Below are 26,423 nucleotides of genomic sequence, written 5' to 3'. Positions count from 1 at the left end.
ATATTGCTCTTGAAGAAGTGCTTCAAAGTATGCATGAAAAGATTGGCGTTTCGCAGGGTTCGGTTTTTCTTACAAATGAAAATCAGCAGTTAGAGGTGAAAGCACATTTCCCACCTAAAGCGATTGAAGCTGGTAGTGGAGCTGTTAAGTTTGATATGGGACAAGGTGTTCTAGGCAAAGCAGCTGAAACCAAAAAGACTATTTTTGTTCCAAATACCGAAAAAGATAAGAACTTTGTCTCGTCTGCTGGCGGGCAAGAGCGTGCCTTACTATGTGTACCGCTTGTCGACAAAGAGATTCTCGTTGGTGTGATTAACCTTTCCGGTGATGTGAAGAATGTGAGTTTTGCTGATAGTGATTATGAGTTCGTTTCTTCTGTAGCGCGATCCTTGGTGACGACAATCAAAAGTATTCGAATGCGTGAAGTTATCGAAGAGCAAAACAGAAACTTGGAAGCGAAAGTGGAAGAGCGTACTGCAGAGCTTCGTCAGAAGAACAACGATATTGCAAACATGATGGCGAATATGCACCAAGGTTTGTTTACTATTACCGAGGGTGGTTTTATTCATCCAGAGTATGCAGCATTCCTTGAGCAGATCTTTGAAACTGACCGTATCGCAGATCGTAACTTTGCGGACTTGTTGTTTAGCAACACAACGGCGGGTTCTGATGCAGTTGATCAGAATATTACTGGTGTCGATGCTATTGTCGGTGAAGACGAGATGATGTACGACTTCAACTCTCATTGCTTAATGACTGAAATGAACATCCGCATGGATGATGATCGTGAAAAGATTCTTGAGCTGGATTGGGATCCAATTATCAGTGAAGAAGGTGAAGTTGATAAGTTAATGGTGACAGTCAGAGATGTTACCGAGCTTAAAGCTCTAGAAGCAGAGGCTGAAGAGCAGAAGCGTGAGTTGGCAATTATTGGTGAAATCCTTGCTGTTGATGCAAGTAAGTTTGCCGACTTTATTGGTACTTCTGAAGACTTCTTGGCTGAATGTCGACAGCTTATCGAAGCAAATGATGAGAAAGACCTGGACATTATTGCTAACCTGTTCCGCTCAATGCACACAGTGAAAGGGAATGCTCGTACCTATGGTTTGAGTCAGGTTACCGACATTGTTCATGAAGTTGAAAGTACTTATGACGATCTTCGTAAGAATGAAGATGTACTTTGGGATCAGAAGCAATTGCTCGAAGAGTTAAGTGGTGCGGAAGATATCATCGCGAAGTATGCATATGTGTTCCGTGAGAAACTTGGTCGTGATGGAGAGGCTGAGAGTGGTATTTCCTTAGACCCGGCACGCGTCAGCTCTTGGTTGGAAAATATCAAGTCACTTACCCAGCAAACGCTTGATGACAATGTTAAAGGTGTTGTTTCTGAGGCATACAGCATGCTGATGTCAATGGAAGCTAAGCCCTTAGATGGTGTGATTTCAGATGTTATCGAATCAGCTAACTCGCTCGCAGAGCAGCTTGGCAAGGGTAAACCAAATATCGAAATTGATAATGCAGGAATCTTTGTTAAGAGCGAAGCGCATAGCACGCTTAATAACATATTCATGCATGTTTTCAGAAACGCTATGGATCACGGTATTGAGGGGATTGATGAGCGCCTTGAAAAAGGAAAATCTGAAAGTGGTACTATTAGTCTGGACGTTAGCTATATAGACGATTTGGCAAACCTTGCGGTTCGCGATGACGGGCGCGGTATTGCAATTAGCCGTATCTATAAAATGGCGATCGAGAAGGGTATTTATGCAGAATCCGATCCGAAGCCTTCAGCGAGTGAAATCGCTAATTTGATCTTCTCCTCGGGCTTCTCTACTGCGGATGAGGTTACGGACGTTTCAGGGCGTGGTGTTGGTATGGATGCTGTTAAGGGCTTCCTGGAGCGCGAAGGTGGAAGTATTGAGGTTATTCTGGATGATGGTGATGAGAATGCAGACTTCAGATCATTTACTACAAATATACGTATCCCGGCAAGTTTCTACCAGAAAGCTATTAGCTTTAACTAGTTTTAATAGTTGAGATTAAAGGCAGGCCTCTTACGAAAGTAAGGGGCTTTTTTGTTTGTGTTTGCGATATTTATAGTTGGCAAATCGATGTGGCTTATTTGGGGGTGAAAAAAACGGTCTGGTTGTATCCTGCAGGTCTTAGGCCTGGTCTATAGATTGGAGTGGATCTACAAAGAATTAATTCAAAGCGCAGCTTTGATAAAGTTAGGAAAGTGGGAATAAGAAGTTGGCTCCCCGAGCTGGGCTCGAACCAGCGACAAACGGATTAACAGTCCGCTACTCTACCAACTGAGTTATCGGGGAACAGAAGACTAACGAAGACTTCGTTAATCAAGGCCGCGTATACTAAAGAGCAAAGCGGCCCAGGTCAAGACCTTAAAGTACTTTTTTGAGACGTGAAATTGCTGACTCTAATATTTCCATGCTGGTTGCAAAGCTTAGGCGCATGCATCCAGGAGACCCAAAAGCAGACCCAGGTACAAGTGCCACACCTGCTTCACTTAGCAGCATCTCGGCCATTTCAACATCGTTAGATATATTCGCTAGATTGTCGATAGCACCCTGGAAGTTTGGAAAGACATAAAATGTTCCATCGCCAGAAATACATTCCACGCCGGGAAGTTCATTAAGCGCTGCGACAAGATAGTCGTGGCGCTTTTTAAACTCGGTAACCATTGTTGTGATGCATTCCTGGCTGCCATTTAGTGCTTCCAACGCCGCGGCTTGAGAAATGGAGCAGGGGTTCGATGTGCTTTGCGACTGAATCTTTTTCATCGCAGCGATTGCTTTTTCTGGTCCTGCTGCGTAGCCAATGCGCCAGCCTGTCATGGAATATGCTTTAGAGACACCATTCAAAACAAAGGTGCGGTCATATAGCTCTGGGCAGGCGTTCAATATGTTAACGAAAGGTTGTTCTGTCCATAGAATATGTTCGTACATATCATCGGTAACGACTAAAATCTCAGGGTGTTGTTTTAGTGCCTCGCCAATGGCAACCAGTTCTTCACGTGTATAAGCAATCCCGGTTGGGTTCGAGGGAGAGTTTAAAACTACGATTTTGGTTTTATCGGTAATTGCTGCTGACAGTTGCTCGGCAGTCATTTTAAAACGGTTATCAAGGCTCGTTTCAACAATAACTGGTTTGCCTTCCGCTATCTTGACCATGTCGGGGTAGGATACCCAGTACGGTGCAGGGATAACGACTTCGTCGCCTGGGTTTAGCAAGGCAAGTGAGAGATTGAAAAAGCTTTGCTTTCCGCCAGACGATACGAGGATCTGCTTAGGCGTATACTCAAGCTTGTTATCGCGCTTGAATTTATCGATGATCGCGCCTTTTAGTTCTGGAGTGCCGTCTACTGCGGTGTAGCGCGTCTGGCCATTTTTTATTGCACTAATCGCAGCCTGCTTAATGTGTTCAGGGGTGTCGAAGTCTGGTTCGCCAGCGCCTAAGCCGATAATATCTTTACCTGCGGCTTTTAGTTCATTGGCTTTGTTGGTAACAGCCAAGGTCGGAGATGGTTTTATAAGTTGTACCCGGTTTGAAAGTTCCAGGGCAGATAAAGCTGGGTTGGATGATTGTGCTTCCAAGTCTGTTTCCTCAATCAGGAATAATTGCTCACCGTAAATAAAGAACGTGCACTGGCTTATTCTAAAGCAAAAAATTTGCTATCGTTTGCTACCCGATAAGCGCATCGCATAGCTGCAGTTGTATTTATATACAAGTGTCTTAGTGCTGCCACCCAAGTTTAGAAGGTCAATCTACAGTCATGCTTCGTGACTGATAATAGATTTTCCTTTAAGGGAGTGGTCAAACTTGCGAAGTCTATCATTTTTTCATTACGACCGGAATCATAATGGCGAAGGAATTTTTACTAGAGTCACGATTTTCCCCAGCGGGGGATCAGCCTGAAGCAATCAAACAACTTGTTGAGGGGATAGAAGACGGTTTGATGTATCAAACGCTTCTTGGTGTAACGGGGTCAGGTAAGACCTATACGGTTGCAAACGTTATCTCAGCGCTTCAGCGACCTACTATTATAATGGCGCATAATAAAACACTGGCGGCTCAGCTATACGGCGAATTTAAAGAGTTTTTCCCGCAAAACTCGGTCGAGTACTTTGTTTCTTACTATGACTATTATCAACCTGAAGCCTATGTTCCATCTTCAAACACCTTTATTGAAAAAGATGCTTCAGTCAATGAACATATTGAGCAGATGCGTCTATCTGCAACTAAAGCACTTATGGAGCGGCCAGACGCAATAATTATTGCCACGGTTTCTGCCATCTACGGTTTGGGTGACCCGGAATCATATCTCAAGATGATGCTACATCTAGATAGGGGGGAGCCGGCTAGTCAACGCGATATCTTAAAACGATTGGCCGAGATTCAATATACGCGAAATGACATCGAGCTACACCGAGCTACCTATCGTGTGCGTGGTGATGTGATAGACGTCTTCCCCGCTGAGTCTGAAAAAGAGGCAATCCGAATTGAGCTATTTGATGATGAGGTCGAGAACTTAAGTTTCTTTGACCCCTTAACCGGCGAAGTGACGCGTCGTGTGCCTCGGATTACGATTTACCCTAAATCCCATTATGTTACGCCGCGCCAAACAATTCTGAATGCTGTGGATGGAATTAAGTCCGAATTAGAAATTCGTTTAGCGCAGTTACGGGACAATAATAAGCTCGTCGAAGCGCAAAGGCTAGAAGAACGAACTCGCTATGATACAGAGATGATGACAGAGCTGGGTTACTGTAATGGTATTGAAAACTACTCGCGCTACTTGTCTGGGCGCGATGTCGGCGCAGCGCCGCCTACCTTGTTTGATTATTTGCCGGATAATGCCTTAATGGTAATCGATGAGTCGCACGTAACGATTCCTCAGATTGGTGCAATGTTTAAAGGCGACAGGTCTAGAAAAGAAACCTTGGTGGAGTATGGTTTTAGGCTTCCGTCGGCACTTGATAATAGGCCTATGCGTTTTGAAGAATGGGAGCGTATATCTCCCCAGTCTATTTTTGTTTCCGCGACACCATCAACCTACGAAGAAGAGCATGCTGACAAAACCGTTGAGCAGGTCGTTAGGCCGACGGGGTTGCTTGATCCTCTAATAGAAGTGAGGCCTGCTACAACTCAAGTAGATGATTTGCTGTCGGAGATTAATGCGGCAACCGAGCTAGACGAAAGAGTGTTGGTTACAACGCTAACAAAGCGTATGGCTGAGGATCTCACAGATTTCTTAATGGAGCATGGCGTTCAAGTCAGATACTTGCATTCCGATATAGATACTGTCGAAAGAATTGAAATTATTCAGGACTTACGTCGTGGTGAGTTTGATGTCCTGGTAGGTATTAATCTGTTAAGAGAAGGGCTTGATATGCCGGAAGTTGCCCTGGTTGCAATTCTCGATGCTGATAAGGAGGGTTTTCTTCGTTCCGAAAGATCACTGATTCAGACGATAGGGCGGGCGGCTAGAAACGTTAAGGGCAGAGCGATCTTATATGGAGATAAAATCACACGATCAATGGAGAAGGCGATATCAGAAACAAAGCGCCGTAGAGCAAAGCAGATGAACTTCAATGAAGTAAATGGTATTACGCCCCAAGGCCTGAATAAGAAGGTTGGTGATATCATGGAAGGTGCTTCTTTCATTCCTGGAAAGCGCAAAGCAAAAAATAAAGTTGCGGATGCAGGTCAGGAGTACGATATGGCAATCGCTGCTCGAACACCGAAAGAGCTGGAGTCTGAGATGCGTTCATTAGAAGAAGAAATGTATCAGGCAGCAAAAGACTTAAAATTCGAAAAGGCAGCAAGTTTACGAGATAAAATTTCCGAGATTAAAGAGCGCCTACTTCTATAGTTAGCGCGTTATTTACAATTCGCGTCAGAAAAACGTCGTTTTTATGCACATTTTCGAATTTGCTAAGAAAGTCAATATGAAACATGGCGTTTTTTTGCAAAAATACTAAAGAAACTATAAGGCATTGAAAAATAAGGCTTTTTTAATTGGTTAAAAAATAATCAGTTTGTGTGTCGCCGCCATTTCTAGCGGGGTTTGACCGTCTTTACTTAAGTTTTCAACAAAGTTATCCACAGAATTGGTGGATAAATGTCAAAAGCGTAATAATGCTTTTGTCTTAACGGGGATTGAATTTAAGTCGCTTTGAAAGTCAACATGCTAGAGGCGGAAATTAGCAAAAAAAATAGTAAAAAATGCAATTTTTTTGCTTGTCTTTTTTTGCCGAATGGACTTGCCAGTATTTTCTTTTCGTTTACCTGTGAACAAGTGTATATAATGAACGCCGATTATGTTTGTCTATAAAATGCACTTGTTAATATTTTTTAAAGTCGGGTCTGTATATGTCTTATTCACTTTTACGAAACTTATTATTTACACTGCCGCCTGAGACAGCTCATGAGCTTTCGTTGGATTGGATGAGCGCGTTCAATCGTTTGGGGTTGATTTCACCATTTTTGCCAGATGTGGTTTCTGACCCAGTCGAAGTGATGGGGGTACAGTTCCCAAACCGAGTCGGTCTCGCAGCAGGTTTGGATAAAAATGCCGATCACATTGATGCGCTGGGCCGAATGGGCTTTGGTTTTGTCGAGGTGGGTACAATCACTCCTCGACCACAACCGGGAAATCCCAAACCTCGTTTATTTCGCCTGAAAGAGAACCAGGCAATTATTAATCGAATGGGCTTCAATAATGAAGGGGTTGAGCACCTGTTGCAGCAGGTTGCAGCGAGTCAGTACAAAAATCCTATTGGAATTAATATTGGGAAGAATTTTGATACGGCTGTTGAGGATGCGAATTCAGATTATATAAAATGCCTTAACGCGGTTTATTCTCGTGCTACCTATATAACTGTAAATGTTTCGTCGCCCAATACGCCCGGCTTGCGTACCCTTCAATTTGGTGAGTCTCTGAACTCTTTGCTTGACGCGATTAAGGAAGAGCAGGCTAAACTGGCAGAGAAGCATGGCCGTTATGTCCCCACTGCAATCAAAATTGCTCCTGATATGACTAACGAAGAGCTTGTGATGGTTGCGCAGTCGCTAAAAGCGCGTGAACTGGATGGTGTAATTGCGGGCAATACTACATTGGCTAGAGAGGCTGTTCAGGGCTACCCCCATGCGCACGAGGCAGGTGGTTTGAGTGGTGCTCCGTTAACGACGCGATCGACCGAGGTGATCTCTCAGCTGAAAGCCGAACTTGGAGAGAGTCTGCCTATTATTGGCGTGGGGGGGGTTATGTGCGGTCAAGATGCGGTGGATAAGATTAATGCCGGGGCAAGCCTGGTACAGATCTATACAGGTTTCATTTATAAGGGGCCTGCTTTAATAAGAGATGCTGCCTTAGCGATTAAGTCGATGCGTTAAGCATAAAAAAAGGCCCTGATGTGGGCCTTTTCAATTTCAATTTTTGCTATGTTGTGATCCCGGGGAGTTTGTGAATACCGGATACTCCAACTAGACCGTCCCAGTTGTCGCCTCTACCTTCACGCCAGCCACTTAGCCAGTTTTGCTTTGCGGTGGTAGTAGAATTAGGGCAGAGAGATTTTGATTTTCCTGTAATGCCTGCTTGATAACCTTTTTTAAATGCTCTTTGATCAATATCACGCTTTTGTCTTTTCATTCGTTATGAACCTCATGAACATGCTTTAAACATTGTTATTTATAAGTAGCGCAGCAACGTTGTACCCGAAGGGGTTACGAAGCTTAAAGGTAATTCAACTCCTATTGAGTGCAAATGAATTGTTATAGTGTTTTGCCGGCGGCAATAAGCTTTGCTTGTCTTTACTGGGCCGGACTTTTAGTTAAGCTAAATTTCTGTCTAAAGTACATGACTAATTCTTTCTATAAAACACTATTTATATATAGCTTTAGTATAAGCTTCCGTAATAGCTTGTTTTATAGGGTGTAACGTGTTCGAATGCGCGATTATTTCTTAATTTCAGTTTGTATTAATTTGGTAACACATGCGAAATAACGACTCATATAATGTTTTTATAACGTGCCCCCGAGGGCTAAATTACGTTCTTGAGCAAGAACTCAATAGTTTTGGAGTCGAGCAGACAAAGTCAACGCCTGCTGGCGTGAGTGCCGAATTAGATAAATCTTTGTTGTATCGTGTATTACTTTGGTCGCGAGTTGCAAATCGGGTTTTACTTGAGCTTTGTTCACATAAAGCGGAAACGGCTGATCAAATTTATGACGCAGCTTATTCTATAGACTGGAGTCGATATTTCGATTGTACGGCTAGTTTTGCGGTCGATTTCTCTGGGCAAAATGAACATGTCAACAACACTACCTTTGGTGCTTTGCGAGTAAAAGATGCAATTGTTGATAAGTTTCGTGACCTTGTTGGGGACCGGCCCTCAGTTAGTCGAGCCGAGCCTGATATCCGTATATCAGCCAGGTTGGCAAAAGGGAAAATTAACGTAAGCCTCGACTTGTCAGGTGAAAGTCTCCACAAACGCGGCTATCGTTCTGTTACCGGTGCTGCGCCACTCAAAGAAAACCTTGCCGCCGGATTGCTTTTGCTGAGTGGCTGGCCTAAGCGTTACAACGACAGCGCTAGTTTTATTGATCCAATGTGTGGCTCTGGCACTTTGCTTATTGAAGCGGCAATGCTTGCTACCAATAAAGCGCCAGGACTTGCTCGCGAGCGCTGGGGGTTTGAGTGTTGGAAAGGTCATGATGAGCGATTATGGAGTGCGCTTCGTCAGGCTGCTTTAGATTCATTCGAAAAAGGCTTAGGTTCATATCAGGGGCGTATTACTGGTTTTGATCAGGATTCTAGAGTTGTGGCGAAAGCTTGGGATAATGTTAGAAAGGCAGGCTTTGATAAGATTATTCATGTGGAGAAACGCTCACTAGAAGATTTTACCCTTGCTGAACATGATCAGGCGGGGTTGTTGCTAACGAACCCTCCTTATGGAGAGCGCTTGGGCGAGATTAACCTCCTTAAAACGCTGTATGGTGTGTTGGGTGAGCTATTTGAGCGAGACTTGCTTGGATGGAGTGCCGGCGTATTTACAGGAAATGCAGATTTAGGTAAGGCCATATGCTGGCGTTCATATAAACAGTATAAACTCTTTAATGGCGCTATCGAAAGTCAACTCATCTTATTTAGTCTTGATAAGGATAATCGCTACAAAGATGCTGCGAGCTCCTCTAAATTAGAACATTCATCTAGCAACTGGAAGATATCGAATCCACAGCGTGCTGAAATGTTCGCTAACCGCCTTAAGAAGAATTTTAAGACCCTCGGTAAGTGGGCTAAGAAAAATGAGATTAGCTGCTATCGCTTGTACGATGCTGATATGCCGGAATTTGCGCTCGCAGTCGATATGTACCAAAGCATTGATCAAACTACATGGCTTCATGTCCAGGAATATCAAGCGCCAAAGTCTATTGATGAGAAAGCTAGCCGAGAAAGGCTAAGAGAGGGGCTTAAGGTATTAAGCGAGTTTAGTTTTAATGGTGCAACGATACCGACGAAGCGAATTGCTTTAAAAGTTCGTTCGATACAAAAAGGTACTAAACAGTACGAAAAAGAAGCATCTCAAAAAGACTTTTTTACAGTAAGTGAGAGTGGTGCGCGATTCAAGGTAAACCTAAAGGACTACTTGGATACCGGGTTGTTTCTCGATCATCGTCCCATTAGAAAGTGGGTCTATGATAATGCCAGAGATAAACGCTTTTTAAATTTATTTTGTTATACAGGTGCGGTGAGTGTTTATGCCGCACTTGGTGGTGCGAAATCAACCTTGAGCGTTGATATGTCAAAGACCTACTTGAATTGGTTCGAGGGAAATCTGGCGCTCAATAGGCTAGCGCTTCGTGACAATAAAGTAGTTCAGGCAGATTGTATTGAGTGGCTAAAGTCACAACAGGAACAAAAAGCCAGTTTTGATCTGATTTTTCTAGATCCACCGAGCTTCTCTAATTCTAAACGAATGCAGGGGGTGCTGGATATTCAGCGTGATCATGTCGTACTCATAGAGCAGTGTATGAGCTTGCTGTCTGAAAAGGGGGTGCTGGTTTTCTCGAATAACCTGCGAAGGTTTAAGCTTGATCCAGGCTTGAGCGCAAACTATAAGGTCACAGACTTTACCAAAATGTCAGTGGATAAAGATTTTGAGCGCAATAGTCATATTCACCAATGCTGGAAAATAGAGCGCGGCTAGGAAATTTGCTTAGTCGGTTTGAGTAGTGGGCTTATCCTTAGAATTCAAACTTTAGGTAGGTACTGTACTGATCTATTTCGATATTCGTATCAGTGTCCTTGAGCAAACGACCGTATTCAAAGGATAAATACCACTGATCACTCAGCTTATAGTCTCCTCCGATAATCCAGCTTAAACTGAAGTTCGTTTTAAATAAATGTGACTCGGCCACGAATGGGCTGGGTTGAACCGCTGATTCCGCGTTAGAAATAGCACTTTCCGAGACGGTTCTAATAACTTCATGACGCGTTACATCTGCTCGGTAGTAAGATAGTCCAAGTAGTGCGTAAGCATTAAAATAATCTGTAATCTCTTGCTCGGCTCCCATATATGTCGCAATCCAATGATCTAGGTTGACATCCTTTGCTCCTTTAAGCGTGTCTTCTTTGATTCCCTTGCCGTAACGAAACTCTGCTTTGAAAGTGTCATCTAGGTAGCTACCATAAATAACGCTAAGGCCGTAGGTTTGTGCAGTAAGGCCGCTGAATGATAAAACCGGAGAGCCTTCAGTTCTATCTTCGTAAGATACGCTGTCAGAGAGGACGAGATTAAGGTTGAGCCTGTTGAATTCGTTCAAAGAAAGACCGACAGATAAGTAGTTTCTTTCGGACTTAGGGCCAGGGTTGCTAAAAAAACCGTTATCATCGTTGGCTTGAGTCAAAGTAGAAATAGATAGCAGAATTGAAACTAGGGCGAGTGCGAAGCGTTTGCAAACCATGTTGCTGGGCATCCTTAATTTTAGTTGATCCATTTGTAGATCCGGTTTTGCTACGGTTGATAGCTTGCATTGAGGTATTGAATTACGGAATGCAATATGGTGCCACGATATTACCAAATGTGCTTCGATACGATTCACAATTTATTGAAGTAAAACATAATATTGGGTTTGCTGAGCGTTGTTGTGAATTGAACCTGAGAAATTCTAGATGCTAAGTTAGGATTTCTTTGCTTAGGTGAAGCAGTGCGCGAACATTGTCTTCAATTGAGTCAATATCAAGCTGGTTCTCGATAGCCAGGTCATTTCGTTTCGCTAGCAGCGTTTCTAGTGGGTGAGAGCTAAAGAGCTGGGTGATTGAAGCTATTTCAAAGCCTAGTTCGTTATTATAAGTCTCGAATAGCAGTTCTAATAAGGCTTCATCTTCATCTAGGCCATCAATAAAAACTGTTTGGCCATCCAAGTCCTGGTTTAGTTCTCGAATTACGTCAGGCCCGGAAACACCTTGATCAAAAAGAAATTGAAGATCTACGGTGCTGTCGGTATTGTCCCAAGGGTCCCATTCGTCATCAGGGATAATAAGTACAGACTTGATTTGGCCGTTGGCTAGTGACCAGGTAATTGCAGTTGGAAAACCGCCTTCATCTGGTGTGCTGTATTCAATATCGATAAAAGAAGGGAATTCCATATTAGATAGATAAGACCATGCTTGTTAAAAGCCTGAATTTTCTATTGTTCAGTGTCGTGAGTCAAAAGAAATATTTGAATATACGCTATCTGATTTGATTTTTTGTCTACACTTAGGAGTATTAAATTTAGGAACAGTGAAGTAAGTGTTTTATGAGTGAGTTGCAAAGACAAATTCAGCTAGCCAAATACTATCGCAATCTGCGCTTTTTGGTTGTCGATGATTTCGAAAACTTTCGTCTTTCAATACGCCAAATGATCAGAGCGTTTGGGGTTGAGAGTATCGAGGTAACGGGGAATGGTGAAGACGCCGTTGCTCGTTGTGAGCATGAAGAGTTTGATATTATTTTGTGCGACTATAACCTAGGCCCCGGAAAGAGCGGGCAACAGGTTCTGGAAGAACTTCGTCACAATAAAATTCTTAAGCATACAGGCATATTCATACTCATCACGGCAGAAACTTCTAAAGATATGGTCATGGGAGCGCTTGAATACTTGCCTGATGGCTACATCACAAAGCCTATTACAAAAGCCGTTTTACAAAAACGTTTGGATGCAATGATCGAGCAGCGTGAGGTATTGAAACCTATTAATGAGGCGATTGATGCTGAAAACCTCCCCAAAGCGATCGAACTAATCAATAAAGAGGTTCGCTACGAAACTAAATATATCACCTGGTGTATGCGCAAGCTTGCTAGTCTTTATTTTCAGATGGGTGAGAACGAACGCGCAGCGAAGATATATCGTGACGTGTTATCGACACGTGATATTGGTTGGGCAAGGCTTGGTTTAAGCAAGGTGCAAGTTGCTTTGGGTGACTATGAAGGCGCTATCAAGGGGCTTCAAGGCTTATTAGCAGGTAACCCGAACTTAATTGAAGCCTATGATACCTTGGCCGAAGCGCAACTAAAGCATGGGAAGGCCCGCGATGCGCAAAAAACTTTGGCAAAGGCTGTTGATATTTCACCGCATGCTATTCTGCGTCAGCAGAAACTTGCTGAAGTTTGCTCTAAAAATAAAGATGTTGAAGGCGCTGCGGATGCTTTTTGTCAAAGTGTAAAGTTGGGGCACAATTCTGTACACGAGTCTTCTGAAAATTATTTAAGTTTAGGTCGCTGCCTTTCTGATTTGGCTGAAGGTGATACGTCGGATAATGGTAAAAAACAGGCAAAAGAAGCTGTTCATATTCTAGGGCGTGCTAGTAAGAAATTTAAGGATGATGTCAATGTTCAGGCTAGTGCATTATTGATCGAGGCCCGTGTTCACAAAGGGCAGGGTGATGACAAAAAGTCTCAGGCTGCACTGGATAAAGCCCAGGAAACAATGGATGTATCGAGCGCCTCAGCTGAAACAACCTTGGAGTTTGCTAAAACACTCTACAGTATGGGAGACGAGACCGAAGCCGAGAAGGTATTAAGTGATTTGGCAGAGCGTCACTCGGACGACAAGGGTGTCATGAACAATATTGAAGAGTTGCTTGATGAGCCTGTTAGCCTTCAGAAAAGGGTTAAAGCTAGAAAGCTTAACAAGAGTGGTATTACTGCATTTGAAGAGGGTGATCTGGACGAAGCGATTCGCGTTTTTGATGAGGCGCTTCAGGTTACGCCAAAACACCCAGCCCTTAACCTTAATACCGTCCAGGTAATGCTAAAACAAATTCGACAGCAAGGTGGCAACCCTCAGCTCAAAGCAAAGTGTGAGCAATGCTTGGACAATGTTAAGCATATTCCTGCTCAGCATAGGCAATACAAACGCTTCCAAAGTTTACAAACGAAGGTTAAGGCACTGTCCTAGTCGTAGGTAACAGTGGGTATCGCAAGTCCTGGCTTCAATTGTATGGGAATAATCTGTTGCAACGTGTAATTTCCACTTGAGCCTGACTCATTTGCTCGCTATTATTCCTGCGCCTATTTTTCCGCCCTTAGCTCAGCTGGATAGAGCGTCCCCCTCCTAAGGGGAAGGTCTCAGGTTCGAATCCTGAAGGGCGGGCCATTCTTGTTTATATCTCCATATTGCTCTTAAAACTCAGAGCTATGTTATTAAAGTGTAAAACCACGCGTGTTTAGGTTTGTGGCTTTGGCAATCCACAGATTATGGTCTACCTTTGTAATCATGTGGATAAAGTCCTTTATCATTTATATTTCTTTGATTGCAGTTTTCCAACTGTCGCTCGCCCGTACCTGTTATGCTGATGACTCAGGCGGTCATGTCAGTGAATCAGCGAACGCGCAGTCTGTTATCACTCATCTCTCCACGCTAACCGACACTTTAAGCTTAAATGAGTTGCGCGCTATTTTTAGTCTGAGAGCTAGAGCTTGGCCCGATGGAACAAAGATTACAGTGGTGGTTTTCCAAGATACCAACCCGGTTCATCGATCATTTTTGATGAATACCTTAAAAATGCTCCCGCATCAACTTAGGCGTCAATGGGACCGGTACATATACTCAGGTATAGGTCAGGGACCTGTTGTCGTTCAATCCGTCGAAGATATGCTAGCGACAATTAATAATACACCCGGGGCAATTGGTTATGTTGAAGGAGGCATGTCGAATGAGCATTTTACTACGGTCAGTATTCGCTAAGGCCGTTTTAGCGGTTGTGCTGGGTGGAACTTCTTTAGTTTCTTTCGCTACGGAAGCTAAGAAATATCTAGTGGATCATATCAATTGGCACGGTTTTGTTAGTCAAAGCTTTGTTTTAACCGATGAAAATGATTTTTTGGGTTCTAGTTCTGATGGTAGCTTTAAATACAATAGTGTTGGTTTAAACGGGTCTTGGAAGGCGACGAACTCTTTACAGTTTTCCATGCAGGGTCTTTACAAACAGATTGGTAACGGCGAGCCAAAAGGTACTAGACTTGATTTTGCGATACTTGATTGGCGGCTTTTTGATGATTTTGAATATGGTTTAGGTTTAAGAGCAGGGCGTTTAAAGAATCCGTTTGGCTTCTTTAACGAAACTAGAGATGTTGCAGTAACACGTCCTAGTTTACTGTTGCCTGAGTCTATTTATATTGATTACTTGCAAGAGATATTACATTCATCAGATAGTATAGGGCTTTATGGGCACCGGGAATTCCAGAGCGGTACGTTGTCGTTTAGTACTGCTTTTGGTGAGCCGATTTTTAATAGTCATAGTGTTGAGTCAATCTTAAGTACGAAAACCTCTGGTAGCTTCGATAATGAGCGCGCTAGCTTTACGAGGCTGTCTTTTGAACCCGGTTCTGGTGCGTGGCGCACTGCGCTTTCTTATGTTCAATTAGATGCTGATTTTACACCGGGAGCAGGGGAAACGTTTCAAGATCTTACTGTCACCCCTCCACTGTTTGAGGGTGAGCTTGGCCTAAAAGCATTGATGCTTTCTTTTGAACTCAGTATTGATAAATGGCGCTTCACAACTGAAATCCAACGACGAGATATCGAAGTAGATAACATTTTTGCTGGCAATAAAAATGTGGAAAAGTTTATTGGTTATTACGTTCAGGTAGATTATCAACTATCACCTAATATGCAGGTATATGTGCGCCAGGACGAAGCTTATCGGTTTAAAGACGACAAAGATGGCTCGGACTATGAAGCCGGTGACCCAATCAATAGGTATGCGCGTAATGCTTTTGCTAAAGACTCCACTATTGGCATTAGTTATGCTCCTTCGTTCGAATGGATGTTTTCAATCGAGTTTCACGCTGTAAATGGTACATTTTGGTTGCCTGACTTAGAAAATCCAGATATGGAAAAACAACGTAAGCACTGGAATATGTTTTTAGCTCAGGTGGCGTATCGTTTCTAATGCAAGACACAAAAAAACAGCTTTTTGTTAGTTTATATTGGAAGTCCGCAGTTGGCCTAGCTGCGATCTTTCTATCGTTTATCTCATTTTTTACATACTTCAATGTAGCGCAAATGCAATCCTTGCAAGCGCATAATAGAAGTGTGAACCAGCAGCAATATATTATTGAATATAACGGTTTGCTCAAGAAGAGCTCATTGCAGCTAATTAATATAATTGATGGTCTACCAAATTTAACGTCAGAAGGTCCGTATATTGAGGACAAGCTCGATTCGCACTGGCTGTCTTTACAGATAACTTGGGCCCTAGAGAGCGCAACCTTACTTAATGCAAAAGGCGAAGTGATTGGGCAGTGGGGTGATCAACGCATTCGTCCAAACTCCGACGTTATTGAGCGTACCTTGACGAGTCGCACTCCGTCCGAAGAAATGATCTGTTTTGAATTTTGTCAGTTAGCTGTACTGTCTCCGATTCTAGATATTAATGGTGATATTAAACTTATTCAGCTGAGCGTATCACTAGCAGATATGATGCTAGATTTTAATAGAATCACCGGATCTGATATCGGGATACTCACGCCGGTTAATAATAACTCTGAAGCATCAGTACAGTTTGGCAAGACCGGATTGGCTTTCTCTTCTTTGACGAATAAGCCTTTACTACAGCCAATTCTTCAGCAACATGCTATTCAAAGTCGATGGAGGCGTGACTTTGTCGAAGCTGAAGGGCAGTTAATCAACATTATTGATTTACCAGGTTCTCAGTTTGAGCTTATGTTCGTCTCTAACTCTGAATTGGTTGGTAGTAATGCGCTAATTGCATTTATATCTGATACAACCCAAGCCAGAGAGCAAATAGAGTATGCTCGGCACACGCACGTTATAACTGGCTTAGTTGCGATTATTGTTTCAATGCTGTTGATATTCCTCGTTTTGTGGCGGCCGATTCGTTCTCTGCAGCGGCAAGCCAAGGCGCTTCCTTTATTGCCTCAAGGACGATATAAAGAAGCAAAAGACAAGCTTAAGCGCATGGCGAGCAACCGTATTTTTGCTGATGAAATTAGCCAGCTACAAACTACTTCTTTGCAGGTAACCTCTCAGTTAGAGGCCTATCACCAGAAACTGAGTGATAATACCGAAGAGCTTCACCAAATGGCTCACTTCGATGCTTTGACTGGTTTAGCGAACCGGCCCTATTTGATAGAACTGGTTGATAAGAAGTTAGCTAGCCAAGATGAAACTGAGCGAAAGTTTGCGTTTCTCTACCTTGACCTTGATAACTTCAAACACATTAATGATGCCCTAGGGCACCTGGTTGGTGATAACTTATTGTCTGTGGTTGCCGACCGACTTAAAAGTTGTGTTTCTGATATTGATATTGCAGCGCGTACCGGTGGCGATGAATTTTGCCTTGTGCTTAGTGGTGTTCACAGTGAAAAGAAGGTTGTTGAGCTTGCAAGAAAGGTGCTGAGAGTGCTGGAAGAGCCCGTTGCGATTGAGGGAAGGCGCCTTTCTGTATCATCGAGTATTGGCATCACATTGTCGCTTTTGGATGGTGTATCCGCTGCAACCTTGTTGCAAAATGCCGATCTAGCGATGTATCAAGCCAAAGCCTCAGGTAAGAATAGCTACCATATCTTCAATCACCAGCTCCATAAAGATGCTGACTCGCGTATGGCCTTGGAGGAAGAGTTGCGCCATGCTGTCGAACGGGAAGAGTTTGTATTGCACTATCAACCGCAAATGGATTTGAGTACCGGAAAGCTGATTGGTTGCGAAGCTCTATTAAGGTGGCAGCATCCTAAGCGCGGTCTGTTATCGCCATTTTTCTTTATCGATATGGTAGAGAATAACGGTCTGATTATTCCCATTGGTAAGTGGATTATTCATGAAGCTTGCCGCCAGTGTGCCGATTGGCAGCAGCGCGGACTATGTGATGTTAAAATGTCGATCAACTTGTCAGCTCGCCAGTTTAGTGATCCTGACTTACTTAACGATATTACTCAGGCAATTTCTTTGCACCGTGTTAACCCCGAGAACCTAGAGTTTGAGGTGACTGAGTCCTTGTTAGCGACCGATATTAAGCATGCGATTTCCTTATTGAAAGAGTTGCAGTCTTTGGGACTAACCATTGCAATTGATGACTTTGGTACGGGATATTCTTCTCTTAACTATCTTAAGCAGCTCCCTCTGGATAAACTCAAGGTCGACCGTGCATTTATTATGGACTTACCCAACGATAATGATGACAAGCAGATCACGGCGGCAATTGTTGCTATGGCACATACTTTGAACTTGAAGGTGGTGGCTGAAGGTGTGGAAACAGTTGAGCAGATGGCTTTCTTGCAAGAGTTGGGTTGTGAGATTGGGCAGGGATATCTATTTGACAAGCCCTTGAGTGCTGATGAGTTCTTCTCGTCCCCGCTTAAGTCTGTCGGGTTTAAGCCAAATAACTAAGATAGGCTTTGATTTCCAGGATATTTCAAAGCGGGGCGTAAGCCCCGCTCATGGTTCAAGGTCTAGAACAGATCTTCGATCGATAAATAGCGTTCGCCAGTATCATAACTGAAAATCACGATGCGGCTGCCAGGAGTAAATTCAGCTTCCTTCTTTTTAACTGCGGCTAAGGTAGCGCCAGAAGAAATACCTACAAAAATCCCTTCCTGCTTTGCACACTCACGTGCCATGTCGAAAGAGTCTTTTTCAGATACTTGAATTGTTCCTGTCAGTATCTCAGTGTTCATGATGTCAGGAATAAAGCCAGCGCCGATACCTTGAAGGCGATGCAGTCCTTTTTCGCAACCACTGATCACTGCGGACTTTTCGGGTTCAACTGCGTAGGATTGTATAGAAGGGAAGGCTTTACGAAGTTCCTCTGTACAGCCAGTGATATGACCGCCAGTGCCAACACCGGTAATCAGATAATCAAGACCATCGGGGAAATCGGAAATAATCTCTTGCGCAGTAGTACGGCGATGGATCGCAACATTTTCAGCATTGGTAAATTGTTGTGGCATCCAGTGATTACTGCCTTTTGTAACTAGTTCGGCAGCTGTTTCAATTGCACCGCCCATGCCTTTTTCTTTTGGTGTTAGTACGAGCTCGGCACCCAGAGCTGTCATGTACTTTCGACGTTCTATAGACATTGACTCCGGCATAACTAGAATCAGCTTATAGCCTTTTACCGCAGCTGCTTGAGCCAGACCGATGCCGGTGTTTCCTGATGTCGGTTCAACAATAACGGTATCTTTGTTGATCTGGTCTGACTTCTCGGCGGCCTCGATCATAGCGAGGCCAATACGGTCTTTAATGCTGCCGCCGGGATTAAAGCGTTCGACCTTCATCCATACTTCGATATCGTCTCGGAAAAGCTTGTTGATTCGTACGTGCGGCGTGTTGCCGATGGTTTCAAGAATGTTGTTATATTTCATTTGAATATTCCCTTTGAGTGGCATTCAGTCATTACAATATACTTGGTTACTGACTTAGCTTACTATTCGAATCAGCTCTCAATACGCAGAGCTTGGAGAGGCACCGGTTGCTGCAAGCAGTATTGGGCTTAGCGAGTTGTTTTGCATGATGAGAGAGTGAAATGCGCATAGCTAAAAATCGTCAGAAATGAGGTCGCCAATAGGGTAAACTATCGGCCATAAAAACGATACACTTAGGCGCTAAATAGTAGGCACCATAATTTACTGTACTTGCTCCAAAATTCAATAAAACTTATTTTCAGTATATAGACTAATAAAGGAAACAAAGCGAATGAGTGTAGCAAGGCTTGCACCGACTCAATCAAAGGTAGAAACGGATGATGGTTTACTGCTGAACTTCTACTACTGGCCTAATCAAAATGCTAAAGCTGCGATTGTTATTTCGCATGGCTGGAGTGAACATGCGGGGCGTTATCAGTGCATTGCTGAGTGGTTTGTTTCCCAGGGATACGCAGTCTATGCGCTAGATCATCGAGGGCATGGTCAGTCTGAAGGTAAGCGCGGGCATGTAAGGCGTTGGAGTGACTACGCGCAAGACTTGGAAACACTGCGTTCTACAGTCATGGAAGAAAAGCAATATTTACTTGGTCATTCGATGGGTGGAATGATTAGTTTGCACCACTTGTTAGAGTATCCTGGCCGATTCAGTGGTGTAGCCTTAAGTGGGCCAGCGGCTGATGTTTCAATTGCTGTCCCGTGGTTTACGCGTGTTATTGGCAATACAATGAGTTTCTTTCTACCTAGACTCAGTCTTGCTCATCCCATAGAAGCAAGTGTGGTGTGTTCTGATCCCGAGGTTGTTGCCGCTTATGCCACAGACCCATTTAATCACGGTAAGGTTAGTGCACGTTGGTTTACAGAGTATTTATCGGCAGTTACTAAGCTACGCAAGCAGGCTTCGCAAATCAAAACGCCCATCGCTATATGGCACGGAGAAGGCGATGAACTCGTTGAGCCCTGGGTGAGTGAACACTTATTTGATCGTTTAGAGATGACTAATAAGCAAAGAAAAATCGTTCCAAAGGCGTTGCATGAGATTTTATTAGAGCCAAGCTGGCCGGAAACTGCGAAAGAAATGAAAAATTGGTTGGAGCGGTTTTAGCTTAGCGGTAGAATGGCGCGCTTTATTAAGTGTGTTATTTCGCTTTTTTCAGTTTTAAGGAATGTGAGTCAATAGATGTTGGAAGTAAACCCGCTAGTGCAGCAAATAAAAGATATGTCTGAGCGTGTGCAAACGCTTAGGGGGTATCTTTGACTTTGATGTAAAAAAAGAGCGACTTGTAGAAGTTGAACGTGAATTAGAATTGCCTAGTGTCTGGGATGATCCGGACAACGCGCAAGCGCTTGGCAAAGAACGCTCTAATCTAGAAGCTGTTGTAGCAACCATAGAAAATCTCGACGTTGGTCTGGTGGACGCTCAGGAGCTGCTGGATATGGCTGTGGAAGAGCAAGATGAAGAAACGGTTTCTGCTGTTGAAGATGAGCTTGGCACGCTAAGTGAAAAGCTTGAAACGCTAGAGTTTCGAAGAATGTTTTCTGGCGAGATGGATGAAAACAACGCATATCTCGATATTCAGTCTGGCTCAGGTGGTACCGAGGCTCAAGATTGGGCCAGCATGTTATTGCGTATGTTCTTACGGTGGGGGGAGAAGAAAGGTTTCAAGACTGAAATCATTGAACTCTCCGACGGTGAAGTTGCCGGCATCAAAAGTGCGACAATCCAATTTACCGGTGAATATGCATTTGGTTGGTTACGTACAGAGACAGGTGTCCATCGCTTGGTAAGAAAATCTCCTTTTGATTCAGGCAGCCGTCGCCATACTTCTTTTGCATCGGTGTTTGTATCACCGGAAATTGATGATAACGTCGATATTGAAATTAACCCGGCAGACCTGCGTATTGATACGTATCGCTCTAGTGGTGCGGGCGGCCAGCACGTTAATACAACCGATTCAGCAATACGTATTACTCATGAGCCAAGCGGTATTGTGGTCCAATGCCAGAACCAACGTTCACAGCATCAAAACAAAGATAAGGCTATGCAGCAGCTTCGAGCAAAGTTATATGAGCTAGAGATGATGAAGCGTAGCGAAGCGGCACAAGCATTGGAAGATACTAAGTCAGATATTGGTTGGGGAAGTCAAATCCGCTCCTATGTACTGGACTCTTCGCGGATCAAAGATCTGCGAACCAATGTTGAGACCAGTAACTGCAATAATGTCTTAGATGGCGACCTGGATCAGTTTATCGAAGCCAGTCTTAAGCAAGGCCTTTAATTTTTAGTTTGCTGCTATCGTCTTTGGTGGCAGCAATGGATAAGTAATTGGAAGAAAATATGTCGAACGAACAGAATACTACGAACACTGAAGACCAAAATAAGTTGATCACTGAGCGTAAGAACAAACTCAAGGAACTGCGTGATGGTTGTTCAGCAAATGGTCACCGTAATGACTTCGAGCGAAAAGATTTAGCAGGAGATCTGTTAGAAAAGTTCGGTGAGTTCTCTAAGCCAGAGCTAGAAGAACAGGATAACCAAGTATCTGTTGCGGGTCGAATCATGTTTCAGCGGGGGCCATTTACTAAGATTTCTGATGTATCGGGTGGTATGCAGTATTACGTACCAAAAGATATTCAAAAAGAAATTGGCTACAAAACCCGTTTTGATTTAGGTGATATTGTTGGTGTACGGGGTGCCCTGCATAAGTCGGGTAAGGGCGAGTTATTTGTTAATATAGAACGTGCAGAAGATGTGGTTATCCTGACTAAGGCACTACGCCCTTTACCGGATAAGTTTCACGGCTTGGCGGATCAGGAAACTAAGTATCGTCAGCGCTATGTTGACTTGATCATCAACCAGGAAACTCGCGATTTGTTTATGGTTCGCTCCAAGATTATTGAGGGGATTCGTAAATACCTAAGTGATCGTGACTTTATGGAAGTTGAAACACCGATGCTGCAAACCATTCCTGGTGGCGCAACGGCTAAGCCTTTTGAAACGCATCACAATGCACTGGATATCGGTATGTACTTGCGTATCGCGCCAGAATTGTACTTGAAGCGCTTGGTTGTGGGTGGTTTTGAGCGAGTGTTTGAAATTAACCGTAACTTCAGAAATGAAGGTCTTTCGACCCGTCATAATCCTGAATTCACAATGATCGAATTCTACCAGGCTTACGCAACTTATCATGACTTAATGGATACTACTGAAGACATGCTGCGTACTATCGCCTTGGATGTACTGGGTACAACTGACATTAAATCAACTAAGAAAGATGCAGATGGCGAAGTGATTGCCGAGACGGTCTATGACTTTGCCAAACCCTTCGAGCGCATGACAATGGCCGAAGCTGTGCTTAAGTACAATCCAGACTTTGAGCCGTCTATCATCAACGACGCCGGAAATAACTTGGAGCAAATGATTGCCTATGGACGCCAGGTCGGTATTAGAGAAGATGCTAAGCAATCTGCCTGGGGTGCAGGTAAGTGGTTATGCGAAATCTTTGAAGAGACTGCTGAAGAAAAGCTCGATCAGCCTACTTTTATTACTGCCTACCCATGGGAAGTTTCTCCATTAGCGCGTCGAAATGATGACAACCCATTTATCACTGACCGTTTTGAGTTCTTTGTTGGCGGCCGTGAATTGGCAAATGGCTTTTCGGAGCTTAATGACGCTGAAGACCAGGCTGACCGCTTCCGCAAGCAGGTTGAAGAAAAAGATGCTGGTGATGATGAAGCGATGCATTACGACTCAGATTACATCCAGGCTCTTGAATACGGTATGCCACCTACTGCAGGTGAGGGTATCGGTATTGATAGGCTAGTGATGCTATTTACCGACAGCCCAACCATTAAAGACGTTATTTTGTTCCCGCACATGAAGCCAGTATCTTAATAAGGGGCTTATTGTTTGGGTTTCATATGATGGCTGAAGGTTCAGAAAAAGAAGGTAGACTGAGTGAGTCCTGGCAGCAAGTTGTCGGCGACCAGCTTACCCTGCCTTACATGCAGTCTTTACGTGGATTTCTAAGCAGCGAAAAGGCTGCGGGTAAAATTATTTATCCGCAAGGCTCCGAAATCTTCAATGCGCTGAATCATACCGCTTTTGAAGAGGTAAAGGTTGTTATTATCGGGCAGGACCCGTATCACGGGCCTGGGCAGGCGCATGGTTTGTGTTTCTCGGTTCAGCCGGGTGTAGCAATACCGCCTTCATTACGTAATATATATCAAGAACTCAACACGGATACAGGCATGCCGATTCCAAGTTCAGGAAATCTAATTTCTTGGGCCGATCAAGGTGTGCTATTGCTGAATGCGGTGTTGACGGTTGAGCAGGCTCGAGCTGGTGCCCACCAAGGAAAAGGTTGGGAAACGTTTACTGACAGGGTTATTGAGGTGCTGAATCAGCAACGGTCTGGTGTTGTTTTCCTGCTTTGGGGGAGTTATGCCCAAAAGAAAGGTAAGCTGATTGATCGTCAGAAGCACTTTGTATTGGAAGGACCGCACCCTTCGCCGCTTTCTGCCTATCGTGGTTTTTTTGGCTGTCGCCATTTCTCAAGGACAAATCAATACTTGATAGATAATGGTAAACAGCCAATAAACTGGGCGTCTGTTGTTTAAAAATTAAGTATTTATCTAATAAAAAGCCGATCAAGTGATCGGCTTTTTTTATGTCTTAGGCCTGCTTATTCTATTAGGCATTTAGCAACGCCATTGCTGCTTCCATTTCAGCACTTAGGTCTTCATCTGCATTCGGGTCCATAGTTGGGTCAACGCCAATACGTTCAAACGCTGTAATGTGCGACCAGTCCATCTCTACATAGTGGTGTTCTGAGCCAGCATAGCTGTGTAGCATGGCAACCATGACCAAATCGGCGTAATCCGCTTTTTCAACTTCTCGAGTGAAATTAACACACTCTTTGGGTACAGGTTTGAGCTCGGATGGAAAGTCCCATTTCTCTAATATCTTCTGACCCACGATGGGCTGAAGTTCATCCAAAAGGTTGTCGAGCATTACGCTATTTATTTGAACGTCGTTATCTTCAACGTACTTAAGGACCGGCAAAGAACCGATGGAATAAACGAGTCCGGCCAACGTCGCTTGGCCTGCAGCCAGATGAGGGTGCTGCCGTGCGAGCACACTACATATACCCGCTACTTCGGTACTGCGCTCCCAAGTCTCGCGCATACGCTTGTCGATCATCTCTGAAGTTGCTTGGAACATCTGCTCCATTGCGAGGCCTGTTGCAAGATTACTCGTATATTGCATGCCTAAGCGGTTTACTGCCATGTTTAGCGTAGTGATTTCATTTGCACCGCGAAACAAAGGGCTGTTGCTAACCTTGAGTAGGCGTGCTGATAAGGCAGTATCTTTGTTAATAACGTCGATCAGGTCGAATAACCCCGAATCTTCGTCTTCGCTGATTCTCTTAACATCTAAAGCAATTTCAGGAAGCGTTGGTAAGACAATAGTGTCGTTCTCAATTGCTTCCAATATATCTTGTTTTATCTTCTGACCAATTTCTGACATGAATACCTCGATTCAAGATGTTTTTCATCTACTCATTAGTTATAGCAGAGCAAAACGCTTTTGTTCTAGAAATTATCGGAACGAAGTAAAAAACCTGAGTTCGTTATAGTTTTCTTAAGAATAACTAAGGTCAGACACAATAAACCCAGTATCCAGGTCGGAGCCGATATACGTTGTCTCACCTGTATCGACTTGTTCCTTGTTTAGCACAGCTAAAGCAGTAATAATCGTATCTGTCAATGTATGGGCTCGGACGAGCTTACCGACTTTCTTGGGCAAACCTTCGATAGTTTTAATAAACACATCGGCACCTGGCTCGAGTTGATCGGCGGCAGTGCCATTTCCTTCAAGTAAACACATGCGCTTTTTAAGCTTACCTAAGAACTTCATACGGGCGATGATTTCCTGTCCGGTATAACATCCTTTTTTAAAGCTGACTGCACCCAATTCATGTAGATTCAGCTCCTGAAGAATGAACTGTTCTTGTGTGGCAGAAAATACTTGTGGAATACCTGCTTTAGTTTCTTTCGCCAGCCAGTTTTCAAGGGCCTCAGTATCTGAACAGCTGTCATCGGGTACTTGTTGGGACCAGAACTCCAAAAGGCCTTGCTTACCGGGTAGTCTTATTAACAGGGTGTTGTCATCACCTGCTTTGTTTGAATTGTCTTCGGGGGCTTTTAATGCGGCCAATTCAGGGTAGCGCTCACATATAACTGCTAATGATGGCGTGCTACAACCATAAGAGTGAAAGTTAGCTTCTTTGAGTTCGCACTTAAAGAAAACTGCGTATTTGCTTAAGGTCTTGAGGATATGTTCAAAGCAGCTTTCATCTACGGACAGCAATAAACCATTTGAAATCCGTACAACTTTAAACAAGCCATATATACGTCCCTTGGGTGTGTTCAGGGTGCCATAAGAGAAATGGTTCGAATCTAGGGAGTTGATATCAGTAGAGCATTGACCTTGAAGAAACTTTTCTGAGTCTTCACCAGTGATGCTGATAAAACGACTGGGTAGATTGATAAACATGTGAGTCATAATGTGGTAACTGTCAGTTGTAATTAGTTTTTTAGTATTTAGCGATTATACAGCATCGCGGTGCTTTATATTGATATTGCCGAATTTGCTAAAGACGCGAAAACGTCTAAATGAATCTGGACACTCAAGGTTTAGAGGTGTAACTAATATATGAGATTTACTTGTGTACGCACTAATAAAGGCTAGGCGACTATCAATAAGAGGAGCATGTTTTACCGTAAGTAAGCAAAGATATCTGGAGATAAAACTTTTTCCAAGTATTTGTCCGTTGATTGCATCTTCGTTCGAAAAGTAAATACTAAGGTTCTCGTTGGAAACAACTAAGGAAGTGATAGCAAAGCGAGAGCGAAGCAAAGCTCGACTTAGCAGATGGTAAAAACCAGCTAGTGTGCATATCAAGCAGATAGAAACTTTTAGCGGCAGATAAATTTCGTGAGTAAGGCTAAGAAAAATAGCCGCGGCATACGGGAGCAAAATTACTCCCGCAAGTAACTTGGACGGTATAAACTGAACTTTAGTCTGGCTGAACACGGTCAAGAATAATCTTAACTATGCGAGCGTGATCCGGGTCTTCTGGTGCTCCGTTACGCATAAACCAAGCAAAAAGATCGGGGTCTTCACAATCTAATAAGTTTCTAAAACGGGCTTGGTCATCTTCAGGAAGAGTAGAGTAGGCCTCTTTCAAGAATGGCACTAACAGCACATCAAGTTCGAGCATTCCTCGGCGGCTATGCCAAAACAATCGGTTGAATTCAGCCCTTTTCGTTTCATCGAGCTGGCTTGTTTCTTGGGTGTCATTTGCTGAGTTTTGCGAAGGCTGATCCGACATTGAGTTATCCAATTGTTTGCAGAGGCTGCATTATAGTGCTTGCTTTGGGTACACTCAAGAACAGAGCGTCGTTGTGGTGTAA

The 26,423-nt window shown here is 43.6% G+C and carries 20 protein-coding genes and 2 tRNA genes; 13 read left to right on the top strand and 9 right to left on the bottom strand.

What is annotated here, in order from left to right; genetic code table 11:
- The coding region (locus A3763_RS09090) for a GAF domain-containing protein (protein WP_082880425.1) at nt 1–2,024 on the top strand (2,024 nt) is incomplete at its 5' end.
- A gap of 227 nt (nt 2,025–2,251) precedes the next feature.
- Here A3763_RS09090 and A3763_RS09085 read toward each other — a convergent pair.
- A tRNA-Asn gene (locus tag A3763_RS09085) sits at nt 2,252–2,327 on the bottom strand.
- A 72-nt stretch (nt 2,328–2,399) separates the two neighbouring features.
- A complete protein-coding gene (locus A3763_RS09080; protein WP_304439727.1) occupies nt 2,400–3,611 on the bottom strand; it encodes a pyridoxal phosphate-dependent aminotransferase in 1,212 nt (403 codons plus the stop codon).
- Nucleotides 3,612–3,877: 266 nt separating this feature from the next.
- Between A3763_RS09080 and uvrB the strand changes: the two genes are divergently transcribed.
- Together uvrB and A3763_RS09070 are read left to right on the top strand one after the other, a co-directional pair.
- Nucleotides 3,878–5,890, top strand: a complete 2,013-nt coding sequence (gene uvrB / locus A3763_RS09075; protein WP_068512349.1) for an excinuclease ABC subunit UvrB — start codon at nt 3,878–3,880, stop codon at nt 5,888–5,890.
- A 500-nt stretch (nt 5,891–6,390) separates the two neighbouring features.
- Entirely contained in the window at nt 6,391–7,413 is a 1,023-nt protein-coding gene (locus A3763_RS09070; RefSeq protein ID WP_068512352.1) for a quinone-dependent dihydroorotate dehydrogenase, read from the top strand.
- Nucleotides 7,414–7,459: 46 nt separating this feature from the next.
- Here the strand turns inward: A3763_RS09070 and rmf are convergent, their stop codons facing one another.
- Nucleotides 7,460–7,669, bottom strand: coding sequence for a ribosome modulation factor (rmf, locus tag A3763_RS09065; RefSeq protein ID WP_068509010.1), 210 nt, complete (start codon nt 7,667–7,669; stop codon nt 7,460–7,462).
- A gap of 343 nt (nt 7,670–8,012) precedes the next feature.
- Between rmf and rlmKL the strand changes: the two genes are divergently transcribed.
- Nucleotides 8,013–10,226, top strand: coding sequence for a bifunctional 23S rRNA (guanine(2069)-N(7))-methyltransferase RlmK/23S rRNA (guanine(2445)-N(2))-methyltransferase RlmL (gene rlmKL / locus A3763_RS09060; protein ID WP_068512355.1), 2,214 nt, complete (start codon nt 8,013–8,015; stop codon nt 10,224–10,226).
- A 37-nt stretch (nt 10,227–10,263) separates the two neighbouring features.
- On the opposite strand, the gene A3763_RS09055 is transcribed toward rlmKL, so the two are convergent.
- Nucleotides 10,264–11,016: an outer membrane beta-barrel protein gene (locus A3763_RS09055; RefSeq protein ID WP_082880424.1), complete on the bottom strand. Its 753-nt coding sequence runs from the start codon at nt 11,014–11,016 to the stop codon at nt 10,264–10,266.
- Nucleotides 11,017–11,194: 178 nt separating this feature from the next.
- Entirely contained in the window at nt 11,195–11,668 is a 474-nt protein-coding gene (locus A3763_RS09050) for a hypothetical protein (protein WP_068515724.1), read from the bottom strand.
- A 152-nt stretch (nt 11,669–11,820) separates the two neighbouring features.
- On the opposite strand from A3763_RS09050, the gene A3763_RS09045 reads away from it, so the two are divergent.
- The 5 genes from A3763_RS09045 to A3763_RS09025 all read left to right on the top strand — a co-directional run bounded on the left by A3763_RS09045 (nt 11,821) and on the right by A3763_RS09025 (nt 17,913).
- Nucleotides 11,821–13,461 (top strand): tetratricopeptide repeat-containing response regulator, encoded by a 1,641-nt coding sequence (locus A3763_RS09045; protein ID WP_068515721.1) that lies wholly within the window; start codon nt 11,821–11,823, stop codon nt 13,459–13,461.
- 121 nt (nt 13,462–13,582) lie between these two features.
- Nucleotides 13,583–13,659 (top strand) — tRNA-Arg (locus A3763_RS09040).
- 84 nt (nt 13,660–13,743) lie between these two features.
- On the top strand, nt 13,744–14,250 hold the full coding sequence (locus tag A3763_RS09035; protein WP_156495025.1) for a hypothetical protein: 507 nt from the start codon (nt 13,744–13,746) through the stop codon (nt 14,248–14,250).
- A complete protein-coding gene (locus A3763_RS09030; RefSeq protein ID WP_068515720.1) occupies nt 14,219–15,457 on the top strand; it encodes a hypothetical protein in 1,239 nt (412 codons plus the stop codon). Before A3763_RS09035 ends, A3763_RS09030 begins: the two co-directional genes overlap by 32 nt.
- Nucleotides 15,457–17,913 carry an EAL domain-containing protein gene (locus A3763_RS09025; RefSeq protein WP_068515716.1) on the top strand — a complete coding sequence of 819 codons (2,457 nt, stop codon included), beginning with the start codon at nt 15,457–15,459 and terminating at the stop codon, nt 17,911–17,913. The genes A3763_RS09030 and A3763_RS09025 overlap by 1 nt, the downstream gene beginning before the upstream one ends.
- A 62-nt stretch (nt 17,914–17,975) precedes the next feature.
- Here the strand turns inward: A3763_RS09025 and cysK are convergent, their stop codons facing one another.
- Nucleotides 17,976–18,887 (bottom strand): cysteine synthase A, encoded by a 912-nt coding sequence (gene cysK / locus A3763_RS09020; RefSeq protein ID WP_068512617.1) that lies wholly within the window; start codon nt 18,885–18,887, stop codon nt 17,976–17,978.
- Between the two features lie 331 nt (nt 18,888–19,218).
- Between cysK and A3763_RS09015 the strand changes: the two genes are divergently transcribed.
- The 4 genes from A3763_RS09015 (at nt 19,219) to ung (ending at nt 23,564) form a co-directional block, all read left to right on the top strand.
- Nucleotides 19,219–20,049, top strand: a complete 831-nt coding sequence (locus A3763_RS09015) for an alpha/beta hydrolase (RefSeq protein WP_068515713.1) — start codon at nt 19,219–19,221, stop codon at nt 20,047–20,049.
- 75 nt (nt 20,050–20,124) lie between these two features.
- Nucleotides 20,125–21,223, top strand: a protein-coding gene (prfB, locus tag A3763_RS09010) for a peptide chain release factor 2 (protein ID WP_156490432.1) whose coding sequence is annotated in 2 segments (ribosomal slippage) — nt 20,125–20,199 and nt 20,201–21,223 — 1,098 coding nt in all. Because the reading frame shifts where the segments join, the coding sequence is not laid out codon by codon here.
- 59 nt (nt 21,224–21,282) lie between these two features.
- Nucleotides 21,283–22,839, top strand: coding sequence for a lysine--tRNA ligase (lysS, locus tag A3763_RS09005; RefSeq protein WP_068515735.1), 1,557 nt, complete (start codon nt 21,283–21,285; stop codon nt 22,837–22,839).
- Nucleotides 22,840–22,868: 29 nt separating this feature from the next.
- Entirely contained in the window at nt 22,869–23,564 is a 696-nt protein-coding gene (ung, locus tag A3763_RS09000; RefSeq protein ID WP_068515738.1) for a uracil-DNA glycosylase, read from the top strand.
- 73 nt (nt 23,565–23,637) lie between these two features.
- Here ung and A3763_RS08995 read toward each other — a convergent pair whose 3' ends face one another.
- The 3 genes from A3763_RS08995 to A3763_RS26965 all read right to left on the bottom strand — a co-directional run bounded on the left by A3763_RS08995 (nt 23,638) and on the right by A3763_RS26965 (nt 26,341).
- A complete protein-coding gene (locus A3763_RS08995) occupies nt 23,638–24,474 on the bottom strand; it encodes an HDOD domain-containing protein (RefSeq protein ID WP_068515707.1) in 837 nt (278 codons plus the stop codon).
- Between the two features lie 114 nt (nt 24,475–24,588).
- A complete protein-coding gene (locus A3763_RS08990; RefSeq protein WP_068553559.1) occupies nt 24,589–25,512 on the bottom strand; it encodes a folate-binding protein YgfZ in 924 nt (307 codons plus the stop codon).
- A 514-nt stretch (nt 25,513–26,026) separates the two neighbouring features.
- A complete protein-coding gene (locus tag A3763_RS26965) occupies nt 26,027–26,341 on the bottom strand; it encodes a succinate dehydrogenase assembly factor 2 (protein WP_082865225.1) in 315 nt (104 codons plus the stop codon).
- Between the last annotated feature and the right edge of the window lie 82 nt (nt 26,342–26,423).

It is taken from the genome of Oleiphilus sp. HI0128, from assembly GCF_001635365.1.
The sequence above is the reverse complement of the archived record's forward strand: the minus strand, read 5'-3'. Positions and strand labels throughout refer to the sequence as shown.